Source organism: Achromobacter sp. SX5 (assembly GCF_056711425.1).
Genome location: NZ_CM160041.1, coordinates 801854 through 818129 on the forward strand (window position 1 = coordinate 801854; position 16276 = coordinate 818129).

Genomic DNA, 16276 nt, shown 5'->3' on the forward strand with positions numbered 1-16276 from the left:
ATGTTCCGCACTTCCTTGCTGGCGCGCGCCGCGCTGGCCGCCTGTCTGCTGCCGGCCCTGCCGGCGGCGCAAGCCCAGTCCTTTCCCGAAAAGCCGATCACGCTGGTCGTGCCGCATTCCGCCGGCGGCACTTCGGACATTCTGGCGCGCACCGTGGCGGCCGAGGCCGCCAAGACCCTGGGGCAGACCATCGTCGTCGAGAACAAGGGTGGGGCCAACGGCACCATCGCGGCCAAGCAGGTGGCCACTTCCGCGCCGGACGGCTATACGCTGCTGCTGGCCACCGCCAGCACGCACGGCATCAACCCGTCCTTGTACTCGCGCATTTCGTACGACGCGGTGAAGGACTTCACCCCCGTCACGCTGCTGGCCACCGTGCCCAACGTGCTGGTGATCGGCAAGCAGGTGCAGGCGTCCAACGTGCAGGAGCTGATCGCCTTCATCCGCTCGCAGGGCGACCGGATCAACATGGGTTCGGCCGGCGCGGGCACGCCCGGCCACCTGGCCGGCGAGATGTTCAAGAGCGCGGCCGGCCTGCAGTTCACGCACGTGCCTTACAAGGGCGGCAGCCCCGCCATCACGGATCTGATCGGCGGCCAGATCGACTTCATGTTCACCACCATTCCCGGCGTGCTGCCGCAGGTCAAGGCGGGCGCGCTGCGCGCGCTGGCGGTGACCTCGCCGCAGCGTTCGCCGGCCATGCCGGATACGCCCACCATGGCCGAGGCCGGTCTGACGGGCTTCAAGGCGGTCTCGTGGCACGGCATCGTCGCGCCCGCGGGTACGCCCGACGCGGTCGTGGCCAGGCTGAACCAGGCGCTGGGCGGCGCGCTGGCTTCCCCGGCCGTCAAGCAGCGTCTGATGGAAGAAGGCGCGCAGGCTTCCGGCCTGAGCACGGCCGAGTTCGGCGCCTTCATCCAGGCCGAGATCGCGGCCTGGGCCAAGGCGGTCAAGGATTCGGGCGCGACGGCGAACTAGCCAGCAGCTTGCCGAGCGTGGCCATGCCTTGCTCCATCTCCGGGTTCCAGGGATGGCCGGCGTTCAGGCGCAGGAAGTTGCCGAAGGCCCCCGAGGCCGAGAACAGCGGGCCCGGCGCGATGCTGATGCCGTGCCCCAGCGCGGCGCGATGGACCTTGAGCGTGTCGATGCCCGCCGGCAGCTCCACCCACACGAAGTAGCCGCCCGCCGGCCGCGTGGCGCGCGTGCCTTTGGGGAAGTAGCGGGCGATGGCCTGCAGCAGTTCGCCCTGCTGCTGGGCCAGCGCCTGGCGGAACTGGCGCAGATGCCGGTCGAAGCCGCCTTTCTCCAGGTAGGCGGCGATGGCGGCCTGGGTGGGCGCGGCCGTCGCCAGACTGGTGGTCAGCTTGTTGCGCATGATCCGGCGCGTGTAGCGGCCCGCGGCCACCCAGCCCACGCGGTAGCCCGGCGCAAGGGTCTTGGAGAACGACGAGCAGTGCATCACGATGCCTTCGCGGTCATAGGCCTTGGCGGGGCGCGGGCGTTGCTCGCCGAAGTACAGCTCGCCGTAGACGTCGTCTTCGATCAGCGCCACGCCGTGGCGGGTCAGCAGGGCGACCAGCGCTTCCTTTTTTTCGTCCGGCATCAGGCTGCCCAGCGGATTCTGGAAGGTGGTCATGAGCCAGCAGGCGCGCGGACGGTGTTGCACGATGGCCGCTTCCAGCGCCTGCAGGTCTATGCCTTCGCGCGGGTGGGTGGCGACCTCGATGGCGTGCAAATGGTTGCGCTCCAGCGATTGCAGCGCCGCGTAGAAGGTGGGCGATTCGACGATGACGGCATCGCCCGGCTCGGTCACCGCGGCCAGGCTCAGGTTCAGCGCGTCCAGCGCGCCGTTGGTGATGATGATGTCGTCGACCGGCACCGACATGCCGTCGGCCAGGTAGCGCAGCGCGATGGCGCGGCGCAGCGCGGCGTCGCCGGGGCTGAGGTCGTCGATGGAACTCCAGGGGTCCAGGCGCTGCGCCGAGGCCGCCATGAACTTCGCCAGCCGTCCGTAGGGCAGCAGCGACGGGCTGGGAAAGGCCGAACCGAAGGGCAGCATGTCGCGGCGCAGGGTGGCGTTGAGCACCTGCAGCACGTTGTCGCTGACGTCCACCGGATGGCGGCCGGCGCTGGCGCTGGACAGTCCGTCGGGCTCGGGCAGCGCGGCGTGCGGCGCGCGCAGCACGTAGTAGCCGGAGCGGTCGCGCGCGCGGATCAGGCCGCGCGCCTCCAGCAGGTAATAGGCCTTGAATACGGTCGAGGGGCTCACGCCGCGGCTGGCGCTGGTCTGCCGCACCGAGGGCAGGCGGTCGCCGGCCTGCAGCAGTCCCGAGCGGATCGAGGCGGTTATTTCTTCTGTCAGCCGTTCATAGCGTTTCATGGCGGGTCCGTGGGTTCAGGTCGACATGCCGATGGATCTCATGACCAGGCGCAGCGCAAAGGCGGCCGCGCCCAGCGCCGCGACGCTGCATGTCCAGATTATCGCCAGCCACAGCAGGCGGCTGCGCCACGAGGGCAGGGTGGCGGGGGTACGGTTCATCAATGGAACTCCTCGCCGGTGCGCACCTTGCCGCGGAACACATAGTAGGACCAGGCGGTGTACATGAGAATCACGGGAATGATGGCCAGCGCGCCCACCAGCGCGAAACCCTGGCTTTGCGGCGGCGCGGAGGCCGTCCAGATGGACACGTCGGGCGGGATGATGGCGGGCCAGATGCTGATGCCCAGGCCGCTGTAGCCCAGGAACACCAGGGCCAGCGACAGCACGAAGGGGCCGGCGCCGGGCGCGCCGCGCACGCGGCGCAACAGCTCGAAGCCGGCGGCCGCGACCAGCACCGGCACGGGCAGGAACCAGAACATGCCGGGCAGGCTGAACCAGCGCTGCGCGATCTGCGGCTGCGCCAGCGGCGTCCAGGCGCTGAGCGCGGCGATCACCGCCAGCAGCGCCAGCGTCAGCGGCCGGGCGATGGCGCACATGTGGCGGTACAGGCGGCCCTCGGTCTTCATGATGAGCCAGGTGCAGCCCAGCAGCGCATAGGCCGCCACCAACCCGGCGCCGGTGAACAGCGAAAACGGGCTGATCCAGTCCCAGGGGCCGCCGCTGTAGACGCGGTCCGTCACCGGGATGCCTTCGATGTAGGCGCCCAGCGTCACGCCCTGGAAGAAGGTGGCGCAGACCGAGCCGGCGACGAAGGCGCGGTCCCACAGCGGGCGGTGGTGTTCGTCGGCCTTGAAGCGGAACTCGAACGCCACGCCGCGGAAGATGAGGCCCAGCAGCATGAACACCAGCGGCAGGTGCAGCGCGTGCAGGATCACCGAGTAGGCCAGCGGGAACGCCGCCAGCAGGCCGGCGCCGCCCAGCACCAGCCAGGTTTCGTTGCCGTCCCACACGGGCGCCACGGTGTTGACCATCACGTCGCGTTCGTCGCGGTCGGAGATCAGCGGAAACAGGATGCCGATGCCCAGATCGAAGCCATCCATGATCACGTACATCATCACGCCGAACAGGATGATGACGGCCCATACCAGTGCAAGGTCGATGCCCATGGCCTCAGACTCCCGAATGCGAGTGTTGCGCGGGCTCGACGCCCGCCAGGGTGGAGGCGGCCGACAGCGGCCGCGACGGCTGGCGCGGCTCGCCCGGGCCGCCGGACAGCGGCGCGTGCCCGGGGGCGGGGCCGGGGCCCATGCGGATCAGCCGGAGCATGTACGAGACGCCGGCGCCGAACACCAGCAGGTACACCGCCACGAACAGCGCCAGGGTCAGCGTCAGCTCGCCCAGCCCGTGCGGCGTGGCCGCGTCGGCGGTGCGCATCACGCCGTACACCACCCAGGGCTGGCGGCCGATCTCGGTTACGTACCAGCCGGCCAGGATGGCGATCAGCCCGGACGGTCCCATCCACAGCGCGAAGCGCTGCAGCCCGCGCGATTCGTAGAGCCGGCCGCGCCAGCGCGACCACAGCGCCCAGCCGGCCAGCGCGATCATCAGCATGCCCAGCCCCGCCATGACGCGGAACGACCAGAACACGGCCGTGGCGTTGGGCCGGTCCTCGGGCGGATACGACTTCAGGCCGGGGAACTGGCCGTCCCAGCTATGCGTGAGGATCAGGCTGCCCAGGCGCGGGACGTTCAGCGCATAGCGGGTTTCCTCGCGCGCCATGTCGGGAATGCCGAACAGCGTCAGCGGCACGCCGGCGCCCGGCTCGTTCTCCCAATGGCCCTCGATCGCGGCGATCTTGGCCGGCTGGTGTTCCAGCGTGTTCAGTCCGTGCAGGTCGCCCACCACGGCCTGCAGCGGCGCCACCAGCAGCAGCATGCCCATCGCCATCGCGTACATCTTCTTCACGGCCGGGCTGCGGTCGCCGCGCAGCAGGTGCCAGGCGCCGGAGGCGCCCACCATGAGCGCGGTGGCCAGGAAAGCCGCGATGCCCATGTGCGCCAGGCGGTAGGGAAACGAGGGGTTGAAAATCACCGCCAGCCAGTCCGTGGGCACCACGCGCCCATCCAGGATTTCGTAGCCGGCGGGCGTCTGCATCCAGCTGTTGGAGGCCAGAATCCAGGTGGCCGAGACCAGCGTGCCCAGCGCCACCATGACGGTCGAGAAGAAATGCAGCCCCGGTCCCACGCGCGACCACCCGAACAGCATCACGCCCAGGAAGCCGGCCTCCAGGAAGAAGGCGGTCAGCACCTCGTAGGCCAGCAGCGGGCCGGTCACGCTGCCGGCGAAGTCGGAGAAAAAGCTCCAGTTGGTGCCGAACTGGTAGGCCATCACCAGGCCGGAGACCACGCCCATGCCGAAGTTGACGGCGAAGATCTTGGTCCAGAAGTGGTAGAGGTCGCGGTAGACCGTGTTGCGCGTGCGCAGCCACAGCCCTTCCAGCACCGCGAGGTAGCTGGCCAGCCCGATGGTGATGGCGGGGAAGATGATGTGAAACGAGATGGTGAAGCCGAACTGTATTCGGGCTAGCAATAGCGCGTCGCTGTCCATGGCGGTGTTCCTGACGGGTGTTTCCTACGCCAGAACAGTAGATCCCGCAGCAAAATCAGTACAGATTCAATATCTATTAAAAAAAGCGTATCAGTTTCATGGGATGAGCGGATTTTCCGCAGTCTTCATAGGGAAAACCGGCTTGGATGCAAATATGTCCTGCGCTTTCAAGTTACAAAAAAAGCAGCACAGCAGGCGGGGCTGCGCCGCCTGCTGCGCGCGTTGGCGGCGCACACTTTTCGCACGTTCATCCGGCCCCGCTTCTTGACGCCAAGGGCGTCATAGTGTCCTATCCAGACTGGACCGGTTGCAGCCGGTGACAATTAATGCGGCGGGGCGATATGCCTACTTCGGGAATGACTGACGGCGCACCGTCCTGGCGCTATCTGCCGGTGGCGCTGGCCCTGGTGGTCCCCCTCCTGGTCTGCGTCGGATGGACCTGGCTGTACGCGAACAGTACGCAACGCCAGGACGCGGCGACCGCGGCGCGCATCGTGCGCGTGCAGGTCGAGCGCATTCTGGCCCAGTCGCGCGAGATGCTGGACCGCGTGGCGGAGCTGGCGACCGGGCCGTGTCCCGAACGGCTGGCCGAGCTGCAGCGCTGGGGCACGCTCAATCCGTATTTCCGTTCGCTGGCGCTGGTGCGCGACGGCCTGGTTTACTGTTCGTCGGCGCTGGGCGAGGTGGACGCCTCGGTCGACGATTTCAGCCGATGGCCCGTGCTGGAGTCGTCCGAAGGCAGGCCGCATACGGTCGCCGGCACGCCGCTGGCGCCCGAGCGTTCCGCGGTCCTGTTCAGCAAGGTCCGGCCGGACGGCTATGGCGGCATCGTCGAGGTGGACGGGCGCTATCTGCAGGACCTGCTCAATGCCGTGGCCAGCGCCGACGACCTGCAACTTAAGCTCATCATCGGCAGCGGCGATCCGATAAGCAGCGATTCCTGGGCGCGCGTGGCGAGTTCCGCCATGCCGCTGTACCGCGAAACCGTCAGCGCGCCCAGCGGCGCGTCGATCGGCATCAGCGTCAGGGTGCCGCCCGACGCGTTGGCGCGGGCATGGACGCAATGCATGCTGACCTACCTGCCGGTGGCGCTGCTGGCCAGCGTGCTGCTCGGGCTGGGCGCCTACCGGCTGCAGGCCAGCCGGCGCTCGTTCAGGGAGCAGCTGCGCCGCGCCATGCGGGCCGGCGAGTTCCACGTGTACTACCAGCCGGTGTACGGCCAGGCCAGCGGCCGCTGCGAAGGCGTGGAGGCGTTGATGCGCTGGGACTGCCCCGGGGTCGGACCGGTGCGTCCGGACATTTTCATCGCGGCGGCCGAGGCCGAGGGCATGATCGTCGAACTGACCCGGCATCTGCTGACGCTGATCGAGCGCGACGTGGGCGCCTGGAGCATGCCGCCGGGCTTTCACGTCGGCGTGAACCTCGCGGCCGAGCACGTGTCCAGCGACCAGCTGCTGTCCGACATCCGGGCCTTCGTCGCCAGCATCGCGGCGGGCCGTCCGCAGGTCGTGCTGGAGATCACGGAGCGCAGCCTGATCGCGGACGACAACGGCCAGGCGCGGCGCAACATCGACGCCTTGCGCGCCGAGGGCGTGCTGGTCGCCATCGACGATTTCGGCACGGGGCACTGTTCGTTTTCGTACCTGCAGCGATTTCCGGTCGATTACCTGAAGATCGACAAGGGCTTCGTGCAGGCCATCGGGCCGGCCGGCGAAGAGGCGCCGATCCTGGACGCGATCATCGCGCTGGCCCACCGGCTGGGGCTGGCGGTCGTGGCCGAAGGCGTGGAGACCCAGCTGCAGTTCGATTACCTGAAGGCGCGCGGGGTCACGTTCCTGCAGGGGTATTTTCTGGCGCGTCCCATGTCGGCGACGGAGTTCGCGCGCTGGTACGCCGGCCAGCAGGCGTGACCCTGCCGGGCCTCAGGCCGGCTTGGCGCCGGGCGCGGCCTTGGCGAAGAACAGGTCGGTGATGGCCTGGCTGTCCAGCGGCTCGCCGCTGATGGCGCGCGTCAGCAGTTCCGCGCCCAGCAGCTGCACCGAGAACACCAGGTCGGGCTGCACGCGGCGGATCTTCTCCAGGTGCTTGCTGGTGTTGACCAGCGCCACCGTCTTGGCGCCCGAGTCGCCGGTGGCTTCTTTCGCGGCCAGCACGATGAACGCGTTCTCCGCGTCGTCGTCGCGCAGCGCCAGCACGTAGCGCGCCCGCGCCACGCCCGCGCTGCGCAGTACTTCCACGCTGGAGGGATCGCCTTCGATCAGGTCGGTGGCGGCCGGGTATTCCTGCGCCACGCCGGTGGGCACGATGACGGTGACTTCGTCGCCGCGGCGGCGCAGGCCGTCGTAGACGCTGAGCGCCAGGGGCGTCGCGCCCGCGATGATGATGTGGTTCTTGCGCATGGCGGTGGAAAACCTGCCTTTGACCAGCCGTTTCAGATTGCCGCCGATCACCGGGCCGGCGATCGCGCTGATGGAGGTGGCGAAAATGGTGATGCCCAGGATGATAATCGACGCGGTGAACAGCCGCGCGGTGCCGGTGTGCGGCGTGATGTCGCCATAGCCCACCGTGGACATGGACACGATGGAGAAATAGAAGGCCGTTCCGGTGTCCTCGATCGGCGGATTGAATTCCTGGCCCAGGTAGAGCGCGCCGAAGACCGCGTAGATCAGCAGCGACAGCATGCTGACCGCCGCGAACAGCGAGCCGGCCGTGACGCTGGCGCGGTCGAAGCGCCGCCAGTAGACGATCAGCGCGATGACCAGCACCAGCGTGTAGACGCCCAGCGCGGCGCGGCCGTGATCGCCCAGTATGGCGAAGGTGCCGGTGCCGACCAGCAGCACCAGCGAAAACGCCCAGGCGATGCGGGCCTTGAGGATCAGCCCCAGCGCGATGACTTGCAGTCCCACCCCCAGCACCAGGCGCGGGATTTCCAGCAGGCCGACGACCTTCATCATGTCCTGCCAGTTGTCCAGGGCCAGCCAGAACGAGTAGTCGCGGGCGCGCACTTCGCGCAGCACCGGATGCATGAAGGCGTAGCCGTCCAGCGCCACCAGGATGGCCAGGCACCAGTTGGGGGGAAACAGCGCCAGCACCTTGCGGACGCGGTGCTTGAGAGAAGAGGGCATGATGGGCATGGAGGAATCCTTAGTCGGCATTTTAGGGCGGCCGCCGGCGTCTGGCCGTCCATGCCGGCGCTATATCAAATAAGTATTGAACGCTATCAACAAAGAATTACTGGAAACGGGCGCAAGGTCCTAAACTCGCTTGCATCTCGTGGCGGCCGCAACGCGGCTCGCGCGGGGACTAGAGACCCCGCAAGAGTCCACGGCCCAGGCCGTGCATGAGGTGTGTTTGAGGCACGAATGTTGGAATCGCGTGTGCCGGGTAGTAGACATCAGTGCCGGCTGATGACTCCAGGTTCACGTGTTGTTTTAGCGCGGCGTCTTGGCTCTTCGGGGCCGCGCCGCGTTTTTTTCGCCCCGGCCCTATACGCAGGCGTTTTCCGTCGCGTCGCGCCAGTCTCCCGCCGCCGTCTCCGGCCGGCCCGCTTCCCCGGCGTTGTCTCCCGAATCCGAATCGAACCGGATGTTCGCCGCGAACATATAGCCCCAGCCGTGCACGGTGCGAATCGGCAGCACCATTTGCCGGGCGGCCGCCTTGCGCCGCAGCCGGCTGATCATCACGTCCACGAAACGGCGCCGCGCCATGCCGGCGCCGGCCTCGTCCGGTTCGTCGGCCAGGAAGGCGTCGCGGCTGACCTTGCGGTCGGGCGCGTGCACCAGCCGCGAGAGAAAGTCGCGCTCGCCGGTGGTCAGGCCCAGCAGCTGCCCGGCCGGGCTGATCAGGGTCCAGCCCTTGTTGGCCAGGCGCCAGGTTTCCTGGCCGGGCTCGGGCGGCTGCGCGGCGGGCGCGGCGCCGGCGTTTTCGTGGGCGCTGTAGCGGCGCACCAGCGCCTGCAGCGCTGCGGCCAGTTCCAGCCCGCTGACGTCGGCCGGCAGGCAGGCGTCGGCGCCGCACAGCAGGGTGCGGATGCGGCTTTCGGCATCGGGAAATGCGGAAATGGCGACGATGCCCAGGCCGCTGTCGGCCGCGCGCAGCCGCACCGCGGCGTTCTGGATGTCGGGCAGCGGCGCTTCCAGCACGATGAGGGGGCTGGGGCGGTCGAAGTACCGCCTGTAGACCTCTGCCAGGTCGTGGCAGCGGCAGACGCTGAAACCCAGGTGGCTCAGGGCCTCGGCGAGTCTGGCATGTCTGGCGTCGTTATGGCCGAGAAAAATGACATCCAGCGTGTTGTTCATCAATGCTTCCAGGACGCCGCCGTCCGGCGTTGTTGTTTGAAGGGGCGCGCGGCTCCGCCACGTCCGTGTTTCATTTGAACACGAGCGTGTTTTTTTGTGAAGATAAGTTTCTATAGTTTCCGGAAGTAACTTGACGCCCATCCGCGCCTGGCCGGAAACGCTTGAAATACTGTTTGTTTTGAAAATCCGGCCGCCGGCATATTAAGTATTGCCGATACATTATTTTCTATTTTTGATACATCGCCGGCCTACACTGGCGCGCCGACGCATGCCGGCATGGTCCTGCGCCGGCACGTCCGTATCGAACTAAGTCGATGATGGGTATGGCTTTTTTGCCGGACGGGGAGGCCCGCCGACGCCGGGAGCGGAGCCTGGCTGCGGGCCATCGGCGCGGCGCCGCGATTTGCGGATTAGCCCCGGAATTGGTGCGCAATCCGGTTATTTGCTGCCGGTATCCGGGTGCTTTAATCGAAAATATAAATTCATATTAATAATGGCCCAGGTCGATCGATTGGACACGTTTAGCCATCGTCTGCGCAACGCGAGAATGCTCCAGGGGTGGACACAAAAGGACTTGGCGGCCGCCAGCAAGCTGTCGCAAAGCGCCATCGGCAACTATGAAAGCGGGCATCGCCTGCAGCCGTCGAGCGACGCGCTCATCAAGCTGACCCGCGCGCTGCGCGTCAATCCCATGTGGCTGAGCGCCGGAGAGGGGCCGATGCTGAGTCCGGAGCCGGGCGAGGCGGCGCCCGCCGCCTGGCCCTTCGAGACCGTGTCATACGCTTCCTACAACCGCCTGAGCCCGCAGGAAAAGCGCCAGATCGAGCTGGTGCTGGCGGCCTACATCAAGGCGCGCGGCGAATAGAACCCAACGGCCGGGCCGCCGCGGGGCGCCGCCGCGCGTCCGCGGCCGGCGCCGGCGCGTCGGGCTCGCCGGCATTGGTCCGCAGGCGGTTGCGCAGGCGTTCGACCGGATCGGCGATCAGGGCGTTGAGCAGCGCCGAGAACGCGATGCAGCTGGTGATGACCACGATCGCGAACAGCATGGGCTGGTGCACGTCGATCTCGTCGAACAGCCAGTCCAGGATCACGATCACCAGCGCATGGCAGATGTAGACCGGATAGCTCAGTTCGCCGATCGCCCGGTCCAGCCGGTAGCGCGACTGGAACAGGAACGCCGCCGGCAGCAGCGCGGCGAACAGCAGCACCGCCAGGCCGTCGCGCACGGTCGGATTGACGCCGATGGAAAAGTGCAGCAGACAGTACGCGAACAGTACCGCCGTGCCCAGCTCGGGCAGGCGCGCGGCCTTCATGGTCCAGGCCTTGTAGCGCGGCAGCAGCACCTGGTGCGACAGCGAACCGATGAGAAACAGCGCCAGTTCGGTGGGAAAAAAGCGGTAGGTCCAGGGGTCGCCCAGGCCGATGCCCGTGGCGATCAGCACGCCGCGCAGCGCCAGCGAGGCCGCCAGCAGCGTCAGCAGGCGGCGCGGCGACGACAGTATGAAGGGCGCGACCAGGTAGAAGCTCATTTCCACGCCCAGGGTCCAGGCCTGCGGCACCAGCAGCCCCTGGTACAGCGGCACCTCGCTGTTGGCGAAGCTGCCGGTGAAGGCCAGCGCCGAGTCCTTGATGCCGAAGAACATCAGCCAGTCCTGGCCCAGGATGAAAATATTGGAAAGCACCAGGAACAGTTCCGCGCTCGAAGGCAGGGCTTCATAGAACTGGAAAAACTCGCCGCCGCTCAGCGCATGGGCCGCCAGCGTCATGGCGGCCACGCCCAGGTAGATCGGAAACAGCCGCAGGAAGCGATTGGCGTAGAACTTGCCGACGGCGCCCTGGTAGTGGTCGGTGGCCGTCAGCACGTAGGAAATCAGAAAGCCCGAGATCACGTAGAACAGCTGCACCGCCAGCCGGCCGCCGACCAGATGGTCGGCCTTGCCGCCGCCCAGGTGGTCCAGCACCACGGATAATGCCAACAAGGTTCTCAAGAAGCCCATCGCCGTGTCCCCTGGAATGTTGTCTGGCCCTGCGGCCCGTTCCGCACAGCCTGGAGCTGCCAGGCCCCGCCGGAGGGAGACCCTTTACGGATTCTGCGCGCGCGCCACCCGCCCCGCCATGCGGCATACGATGCATCCGGCCGCGCCATCGGAGCGATGGCCGCAAGACGGGCGATGGTGCATTCGGCTTCGGCTGTTGGGCGGATGGGGCGGCGGGCGGTTACAGTTAGGGGTAGTCAATTTCTGGGAGCCCAGTTCATGTCTATCTTGATGTCTACGCGTAGCCGGCTGCTGTATCTGGGCCTGGTTGCGGCATTGGCGGGCTGCGCCGGCAACACCGGCGGCGCGCGGCCGCAGGGCGCGGCCGCGGCCAACGCCGCCAGCAGCGCCGATTCGCTGGCGCAGACCAGCTGGGAACTGGTGCGCTGGACCGAGCGGGGCGGCGCGCTGCGCGACATCCCGCACGGCGACAACGGCGAACCCGTGCGCCTGACCTTCCTGGCGCAGGGCAAGCAGTACCGCGTCAACGGCTTTTCGGGCTGCAACCGCTACATGGGCACGTACAAGCTGCAGGGCGGCAAGCTCTACATCGACGCGCCCGCCAGCACCCGCATGGCCTGCCTCACGCCCGAGCGCGCGCGCCTGGAGGCCGATTACCTGCGCGGCCTGGGCGCCATCGACACCTTCACCCTGGACAGCGGCGGCGCGCCGCGCCACCTGACCTTCAACCTGCGCGGCGGCGACGTGCTGGAGTTCGCGCGGCGCCAGGACCCGCCCACGCCGTAAGAGAACCGCATGCCGTATTCCGTTTCCCTGCGCCGGCTGGCGCCCTGCCTGCTGCTGGCGGGCCTCGCGGCCTGCTCGTCGACGCCCGAGCGCGCCGTCGGCGGGCAGGACCCGCGCTTCCAGCCGGCCGCGGCTTCCGACATGCTGGCGCAGACCGGCTGGGAGCTGGCGCGCTGGACCCGTCCGGGCGGCGCGCTGCGCCCGGTGCCGCATGCGTCCACGCGTTCGCGGCCGCTGACGGTCAGCTTCTTCCATGAGCGCGGCGCGCCGCGCATGGCGGGCTACGCCGGCTGCAACCAGTACAGCGCTTCCTACACGGTCGCCAACGGCCTGCTGATCGTGCGCGACCGGCCCGTGGCCACCGAGATGGCCTGCGCGCCCGACAGCATGAAGCTGGAGCAGGATTTCCTGGCGGGCATGACGCGCATCACCGCCAGCTCGCTGGACAACGTCAACAATCCGCAGCGCATGACCTGGGTGCTGAGCTCGGGCGACACGCTGGACTTCGGCCGCCGCACCGATCCCATCGCCGGCGGCCAGCAGGGGCCGACCAAGCTGGTCTACGTGAACTCGCAGCGCGTGCCATGCAGCGCCGGCGCGGGCCGCGCCATGTGCTACCAGGTGCGCGACAGCGCCGCGCAGCCCTGGCAGCTCTGGTATGGCGACATCACCGGCTTTCGCTTCCAGCCGGGCATCCGCTACCGCCTGCGCGTGGTCGAGGTGCGCGACCCGAATCCGCCGGCCGATGCGTCGTCGGTGCGCTGGGTGCTGGACGCCGTGGTCGAGCAGGAGATCGTGCCGCGCTGAAGCGGGCCGGCGGCCAGCGATTACTATTACGGGTTTCGCCGACCGCCTTTGCCCGCTTTTCCATGACTTCCGTCGTCAATATCGCCGCCTACAAGTTCGTCACCCTCGACCGCCTGCCCGAGCTGCGCCAGCGCCTGCTGGACGCCGCCGTCCAGGCGCAGCTCAAGGGCACGATCCTGCTGGCCGAAGAGGGCATCAACCTGTTTCTGGCCGGCTCGGCCGACGGCATCGACGGATTCCTGCGCCTCTTGCGGGCCGACGCAAGCTTCGCCGACCTGGAAGTGAAGTTCAGCCGCAGCGCCTCGGTGCCGTTTCGCAAGATGCTGGTGAAGATCAAGCGCGAGATCATCCGCATGAACCACCCGGCCATCCGCCCCGAGGCGGGGCGCGCGCCCGGCGTGGACGCGCATACGCTGGCGCGCTGGCTGGAGCAGGGGGTGGACGATGCGGGGCGGCCGGTGGTCATGCTCGACACCCGCAATGCCTTCGAGGTGGATGAAGGCACGTTCAAAAACGCCATCGACTGGCGCATCGAGCGGTTCACGCAGTTTCCCGCCGCCGTGCAGGCGCATCGCGCCGAGCTCGAAGGCAAGACCGTGGTCAGCTTCTGCACCGGCGGCATCCGCTGCGAAAAAGCGGCCATCTACATGGCCGAGGCCGGCATCGAGAACGTCTATCAGCTCGACGGCGGCATTCTGAAGTATTTCGAGGAAACCGGCGGCCCGGGCTACCAGGGCAATTGCTTCGTCTTCGACGAACGCATCGCCCTGGACCCGGCGCTCGCGCCCTCGGCCTAGCGCACCCGCATGCCCGGCTTGGCGCCGGGGAACGGTTCCAGCACGTAGATGCCGGCGTCGACCGACTCGTCGGCGTGGCTGGCGGCCAGCACCATGCCTTCCGAGACGCCGAATTTCATCTTGCGCGGGGCCAGGTTGGCCACCATGACGGTCAGCTTGCCGATCAGGTCCTCGGGCTGGTAGGCCGACTTGATGCCGGAGAACACGTTGCGGTGGCGGCCTTCGCCCACGTCCAGCGTCAGGCGCAGCAGCTTGGTCGAGCCTTCCACGTGCTCGCAGTTGACGATCTGCGCGATGCGCAGGTCGACGCGGGCGAAGTCGTCGATGGAGATGGTCTCGGCGATGGGCTCGCCGCCAGGCACCACGGCGGGGGCGGCGGGCGGCTCGAACAGGTCTTCCAGCATCTGCGGCTCGACGCGCTGCATCAGGTGCTTGAACGGCGCCACGCGCTGCGGCAGCACCGAGGCGTCGGCCCAGGTGAACGGGGCCTGCGCGCCGAACAGCTCCAGCGCCACGCGCTCGGCCAGGGCCGGCAGCACCGGCGCCAGCATCACCGACAGGGCCTTGAAGCCCGCCAGCGAGCGCGAGCAGATGTCCTGCAGCGCGGCCTTGCGTTCGTCGTCGGCGGTGGCGATGCCCTTGGCCAGCACCCAGGGCTGCGCGGTGTCGAACGCCTGGTTGATGCGGTCGGCGTAGGCCATGATCTCGCGGATCGCGCGGTTGTATTCGCGGGCCTCGAACGCGGCGCGGATGGATTCCGCCTGCTCGGCGTATTCCGCGGCCAGCGCCGTGGTGTCGCCGCTGTAGGCCAGGACGCCGTCGAAGTGCTTGGTGATGAAGCTGGCGGCGCGGCTGGCGATGTTGACGTACTTGCCGACCAGGTCGCTGTTGACGCGCGCGATGAAGTCGTCGGGGTTGAAGTCCACGTCTTCGACGCGCGCGTTGAGCTTGGCGGCGATGTAGTAGCGCATCCACTCGGCGTTCATGCCGAGTTCGAGGTAGCGCAGCGGCGAGATGCCGGTGCCGCGGCTCTTGGACATTTTTTCGCCGCTGACGGTGATGAAGCCGTGCACGTTGACCGCGTCCGGCGTCTTGCGTCCGGCGAACTTGAGCATCGCGGGCCAGAACAGCGCGTGGAAGTAGACGATGTCCTTGCCGATGAAGTGGACCTGCTCGGTGTTGCCCGCCGGATCGAGCAGGGCGTCGAAGTCCAGGCCCTTGAGCGCGCAGTACGACTTCAGCGAGGCCAGGTAGCCCACCGGCGCGTCCAGCCAGACGTAGAAGTACTTGCCCGGCGCGTCCGGGATCTCGATGCCGAAGTACGGCGCGTCGCGCGAGATGTCCCAGTCGCCCAGCTTGGCCTCGCCGTCGTCGGCGCCCAGCCATTCGCGCGTCTTGGCCAGCATTTCGGGCTGCAGGTGCTTGCCGCCGGCGGCGTTCGAGCCGGTGGTCCATTCCTGCAGGAACTCGACGCAGCGCGGATCGGACAGCTTGAAGAAGAAGTGGTCGGAAGACTTCAGCACCGGCGTGGCGCCGGTCAGCGCCGAGTACGGCGCGATCAGGTCGGTGGGCGCGTAGACCGCGCCGCAGACCTCGCAGGAGTCGCCGTACTGGTCCTTGGCGTGGCACTTGGGGCATTCGCCCTTGATGTAGCGGTCGGCCAGGAACATGCCCTTGACCGGGTCGTAGAACTGCTCGATGGAACGGGTCTCGATCAGGTCCTGGGCCTTGAGCGCGCGGTAGATGTCGTGCGAGAGCGCGACGTTCTCGGCCGAGTCGGTGGAATGCCAGTGGTCGAAACGGATGTGAAAGCCGTTCAGGTACTGGGGGCGTTCGGCGGCGTAGCGGGCCACCAGCGCCTGCGGCGTGATGCCTTCCTTTTCCGCCTTCAGCATGATGGGCGCGCCGTGCGCGTCATCCGCACCCACGAAGTGCACCGTGTGGCCCGCCATTCGCATCGAACGAACCCAGATATCGGCCTGGATGTACTCCATGATGTGGCCGATGTGGAAAGATCCGTTGGCGTAGGGCAGCGCAGTGGTGACGAAAAGGGTGCGAGACATGGTTGTCGATAGAGGTTGAGGGGAAAAAGGGGTTGGCCGGCCATTTTAGGGCAACGGCGCAGACTTGCCCCGGACGGGCGGCCCAATGGCGCGATCCGCCCGCCGCGCAAGGCGGTCCGGGCGGACATCGGGTGTCGGGGGAGGGGTAAGGCCGGCGCTACGGGCGCAGCGTTACGAAAACACAACATGCCCGCGCGCGGTTTGCGCCGCGGGCATCGGGAACCGCGCCGTCAGCGGATCTCGCGGGCTTCGACGTCGATCACGTCGCCGCGCGGCTGCGTGGCGAACGGGGCGGCGGCCGACTGGAACGGGCCGGGGCGGGCGCCCTGGCGCTGGCTCCAGTAGGCGCGCACGCCGAACGGCTTGCCACGCACCTTGGCGACCACGTACAGGATCGCCACGGCGATCGCCGTGGAAAGCATGAAGACCAGCGCCATCGCCATGCCGATCAAGGCCAGGGCGGCGAACAGTACGGCACGAAAGAAGCGGATAAGTGTGTTGGTCATGAAGTTCGGACGGAAAACGCAGCGAAAGGTTCCCG

At 67.8% G+C, this 16276-nt stretch carries 16 protein-coding genes; 7 read left to right on the forward strand and 9 right to left on the reverse strand.

All coding sequences use genetic code 11. The features are described from left to right. On the forward strand, nt 1–978 hold the full coding sequence (locus AC1M14_RS03720) for a Bug family tripartite tricarboxylate transporter substrate binding protein (protein ID WP_479731021.1): 978 nt from the start codon (nt 1–3) through the stop codon (nt 976–978). On the opposite strand, the gene AC1M14_RS03725 is transcribed toward AC1M14_RS03720, so the two are convergent. From AC1M14_RS03725 to AC1M14_RS03740, 4 genes are read right to left on the reverse strand one after another with little or no spacing between them, the layout of a single operon-like run. Beyond that, a complete protein-coding gene (locus tag AC1M14_RS03725; protein WP_479731022.1) occupies nt 950–2380 on the reverse strand; it encodes an aminotransferase-like domain-containing protein in 1431 nt (476 codons plus the stop codon). The two genes, AC1M14_RS03720 and AC1M14_RS03725, sit on opposite strands and share 29 nt — an antisense overlap. A 15-nt stretch (nt 2381–2395) precedes the next feature. Further along, the gene (locus tag AC1M14_RS03730; RefSeq protein WP_102774056.1) at nt 2396–2539 is read right to left on the reverse strand and encodes a DUF2474 family protein; all 144 of its coding nucleotides are present in this window, start codon (nt 2537–2539) and stop codon (nt 2396–2398) included. After that, nucleotides 2539–3546, reverse strand: coding sequence for a cytochrome d ubiquinol oxidase subunit II (cydB, locus tag AC1M14_RS03735; RefSeq protein WP_111825869.1), 1008 nt, complete (start codon nt 3544–3546; stop codon nt 2539–2541). The genes AC1M14_RS03730 and cydB overlap by 1 nt, the downstream gene beginning before the upstream one ends. Before the next feature lie 4 nt (nt 3547–3550). After that, entirely contained in the window at nt 3551–4987 is a 1437-nt protein-coding gene (locus tag AC1M14_RS03740) for a cytochrome ubiquinol oxidase subunit I (protein WP_102774054.1), read from the reverse strand. Between AC1M14_RS03740 and AC1M14_RS03745 the strand changes: the two genes are divergently transcribed. Continuing rightward, complete coding sequence (locus tag AC1M14_RS03745) at nt 4986–5255, forward strand: hypothetical protein (RefSeq protein WP_479731023.1); 270 nt, start codon at nt 4986–4988, stop codon at nt 5253–5255. The two genes, AC1M14_RS03740 and AC1M14_RS03745, sit on opposite strands and share 2 nt — an antisense overlap. Nucleotides 5256–5343: 88 nt before the next feature. After that, nucleotides 5344–6897: an EAL domain-containing protein gene (locus tag AC1M14_RS03750; RefSeq protein WP_479731024.1), complete on the forward strand. Its 1554-nt coding sequence runs from the start codon at nt 5344–5346 to the stop codon at nt 6895–6897. A gap of 12 nt (nt 6898–6909) precedes the next feature. On the opposite strand, the gene kch is transcribed toward AC1M14_RS03750, so the two are convergent. Further along, a complete protein-coding gene (gene kch / locus AC1M14_RS03755) occupies nt 6910–8121 on the reverse strand; it encodes a voltage-gated potassium channel protein (RefSeq protein ID WP_102774052.1) in 1212 nt (403 codons plus the stop codon). Between the two features lie 351 nt (nt 8122–8472). Beyond that, a complete protein-coding gene (locus tag AC1M14_RS03760; protein ID WP_102774051.1) occupies nt 8473–9285 on the reverse strand; it encodes a response regulator transcription factor in 813 nt (270 codons plus the stop codon). Between the two features lie 547 nt (nt 9286–9832). Here AC1M14_RS03760 and AC1M14_RS03765 point away from each other — a divergent pair. Next, entirely contained in the window at nt 9833–10150 is a 318-nt protein-coding gene (locus AC1M14_RS03765) for a helix-turn-helix domain-containing protein (RefSeq protein ID WP_246842457.1), read from the forward strand. Here AC1M14_RS03765 and AC1M14_RS03770 read toward each other — a convergent pair. Continuing rightward, the gene (locus AC1M14_RS03770; RefSeq protein ID WP_479731025.1) at nt 10131–11264 is read right to left on the reverse strand and encodes an acyltransferase family protein; all 1134 of its coding nucleotides are present in this window, start codon (nt 11262–11264) and stop codon (nt 10131–10133) included. The genes AC1M14_RS03765 and AC1M14_RS03770 overlap by 20 nt on opposite strands. A gap of 288 nt (nt 11265–11552) precedes the next feature. On the opposite strand from AC1M14_RS03770, the gene AC1M14_RS03775 reads away from it, so the two are divergent. From AC1M14_RS03775 to AC1M14_RS03785, 3 genes are all read left to right on the forward strand, one after another. Then, a complete protein-coding gene (locus tag AC1M14_RS03775) occupies nt 11553–12068 on the forward strand; it encodes an META domain-containing protein (RefSeq protein WP_479731026.1) in 516 nt (171 codons plus the stop codon). A gap of 9 nt (nt 12069–12077) precedes the next feature. Beyond that, complete coding sequence (locus AC1M14_RS03780) at nt 12078–12875, forward strand: META and DUF4377 domain-containing protein (RefSeq protein ID WP_111825866.1); 798 nt, start codon at nt 12078–12080, stop codon at nt 12873–12875. A gap of 62 nt (nt 12876–12937) precedes the next feature. Beyond that, on the forward strand, nt 12938–13672 hold the full coding sequence (locus AC1M14_RS03785; protein ID WP_209164522.1) for a sulfurtransferase: 735 nt from the start codon (nt 12938–12940) through the stop codon (nt 13670–13672). On the opposite strand, the gene metG is transcribed toward AC1M14_RS03785, so the two are convergent. Together metG and AC1M14_RS03795 are read right to left on the reverse strand one after the other, a co-directional pair. Further along, entirely contained in the window at nt 13669–15735 is a 2067-nt protein-coding gene (metG, locus tag AC1M14_RS03790) for a methionine--tRNA ligase (RefSeq protein WP_479731027.1), read from the reverse strand. The genes AC1M14_RS03785 and metG overlap by 4 nt on opposite strands. A gap of 230 nt (nt 15736–15965) precedes the next feature. Beyond that, nucleotides 15966–16241 carry a hypothetical protein gene (locus AC1M14_RS03795; RefSeq protein WP_102774044.1) on the reverse strand — a complete coding sequence of 92 codons (276 nt, stop codon included), beginning with the start codon at nt 16239–16241 and terminating at the stop codon, nt 15966–15968. Between the last annotated feature and the right edge of the window lie 35 nt (nt 16242–16276).

Bases quoted from the DNA above. Each gene is read 5' to 3' on its own strand.
- AC1M14_RS03720 (WP_479731021.1), top strand. From the start codon at position 1: ATGTTCCGCACTTCCTTGCTGGCGCGCGCCGCGCTGGCCGCCTGTCTG.
- AC1M14_RS03725 (WP_479731022.1), bottom strand. From the start codon at position 2,380: ATGAAACGCTATGAACGGCTGACAGAAGAAATAACCGCCTCGATCCGC.
- AC1M14_RS03730 (WP_102774056.1), bottom strand. From the start codon at position 2,539: ATGAACCGTACCCCCGCCACCCTGCCCTCGTGGCGCAGCCGCCTGCTG.
- cydB (WP_111825869.1), bottom strand. From the start codon at position 3,546: ATGGGCATCGACCTTGCACTGGTATGGGCCGTCATCATCCTGTTCGGC.
- AC1M14_RS03745 (WP_479731023.1), top strand. From the start codon at position 4,986: ATGGCGGTGTTCCTGACGGGTGTTTCCTACGCCAGAACAGTAGATCCC.
- AC1M14_RS03740 (WP_102774054.1), bottom strand. From the start codon at position 4,987: ATGGACAGCGACGCGCTATTGCTAGCCCGAATACAGTTCGGCTTCACC.
- AC1M14_RS03750 (WP_479731024.1), top strand. From the start codon at position 5,344: ATGACTGACGGCGCACCGTCCTGGCGCTATCTGCCGGTGGCGCTGGCC.
- kch (WP_102774052.1), bottom strand. From the start codon at position 8,121: ATGCCCATCATGCCCTCTTCTCTCAAGCACCGCGTCCGCAAGGTGCTG.
- AC1M14_RS03760 (WP_102774051.1), bottom strand. From the start codon at position 9,285: ATGAACAACACGCTGGATGTCATTTTTCTCGGCCATAACGACGCCAGA.
- AC1M14_RS03765 (WP_246842457.1), top strand. From the start codon at position 9,833: ATGCTCCAGGGGTGGACACAAAAGGACTTGGCGGCCGCCAGCAAGCTG.
- AC1M14_RS03775 (WP_479731026.1), top strand. From the start codon at position 11,553: ATGTCTACGCGTAGCCGGCTGCTGTATCTGGGCCTGGTTGCGGCATTG.
- AC1M14_RS03780 (WP_111825866.1), top strand. From the start codon at position 12,078: ATGCCGTATTCCGTTTCCCTGCGCCGGCTGGCGCCCTGCCTGCTGCTG.
- AC1M14_RS03785 (WP_209164522.1), top strand. From the start codon at position 12,938: ATGACTTCCGTCGTCAATATCGCCGCCTACAAGTTCGTCACCCTCGAC.
- metG (WP_479731027.1), bottom strand. From the start codon at position 15,735: ATGTCTCGCACCCTTTTCGTCACCACTGCGCTGCCCTACGCCAACGGA.
- AC1M14_RS03795 (WP_102774044.1), bottom strand. From the start codon at position 16,241: ATGACCAACACACTTATCCGCTTCTTTCGTGCCGTACTGTTCGCCGCC.